A 1,108-nucleotide genomic window follows, 5' to 3' on the forward strand; every position below is an offset into this window, starting at 1 on the left:
AGCCACCGCGTGGCCCGGCAGCGGCAGCCGGTCGACGGCGGCCCGCGCCGGCCCGGAGGCCCAGGCGGTCAGCGCCTCGAGCGTGTTGGGCCCGAGGAGCCCGTCGATCCGGCCCGGCACATGGCCCAGCCGCGCCAGCACCGCCTGGCCGGCCGCGATCCGCTGCCGGCGGGAGGGCCAGGCGCGCCAGGGCACCGCCTCTCCCTCGAGCGCCGCCAGTGCCGCCGCCTGGGTCAGCGGCCCCGCGTCGCCGTCGATGGCGCTGCGGTAGAGCCCCGCGGCCGCGAGGAGCCGCTGGATGTCGGATGTCGTCACGTCTTTCTCCATATGCAAAAGCCCCGCGCGAGGGCGGGGCGTGGGTTGGTCGAGAGGAAGGGGAGTTCAGAGGAGGGTCGCGACCCGCTCTCGGTTCGAGACGAGGAGCTCCTGTGCCTCGGTGCTGCCCGAAGCGGAGACCGAGTAGGTCAGCCGCACCGGCTCGAGGTGGAACCGGCCGAAGAGCGCCCGGATCTCCGGCGTGTCATTGATCGACAGGAGGAAGGCGCCCTTGAGGCCGCCGAGGATCTCGGCGATCCGCGCGAACTGCGCCCGGTCGAAGATCCCGCGGCCGTAGTCGCTCTCGCCGCCGAAATAGGGCGGATCGAGATAGAAGAGCGTCTCGGCCGTGTCGTAGCGCGGGATCAGGTCGGCCCAGTCGAGGCTCTCGAAGACCACGCCGTCGAGCCGCTCGTGGGCGGCGTCGAGCACCGGCTCGAGGCGCGCGAGCGAGAAGCGGGGCCCGTGTCCGGCCGAGACGCCGAACACCCCGTCGAGCTTTCCGCCGAAGCTGAGGCGCTGGAGGTAGAGGAACCGCGCGGCCCGCTCGAGGTCGGTGAGCGTGGCGGGATCGGTGAGCCGCAGCCGGTCGAACTCGCGCCGGCTGCAGATCTGGAAGCGCATGATCTCGAGGAGCTGGGGGTAGTGTCGCTGCAGGATGCGGAAGAGGTTGATGATCTCGCCGTTGCGGTCGTTCATCACCTCGAGGCGGGGCCGGAAGCGGCGGCGGAGAAAGATCCCGCCCATGCCGACGAAGGGCTCGACATAGGCGCGATGCGGGATGGCCTCGCGA

Annotated in this window: 2 protein-coding genes; both read right to left on the reverse strand. The window is 71.8% G+C overall.

The window, feature by feature from the left end; genetic code table 11:
* Positions 1-327 (reverse strand): peptidoglycan-binding domain-containing protein (locus tag ACTVZP_RS22220; protein ID WP_458575427.1); only part of this gene is annotated, 327 nt, incomplete at its 3' end.
* Positions 328-381: 54 nt separating this feature from the next.
* Positions 382-1,108: DNA adenine methylase (locus ACTVZP_RS22225; protein ID WP_443214301.1), on the reverse strand; the 727-nt coding region annotated here is incomplete at its 5' end.

Source organism: Rhodobacter sp. NSM, assembly GCF_052244495.1.
Lineage (GTDB): Bacteria > Pseudomonadota > Alphaproteobacteria > Rhodobacterales > Rhodobacteraceae > Cereibacter_A.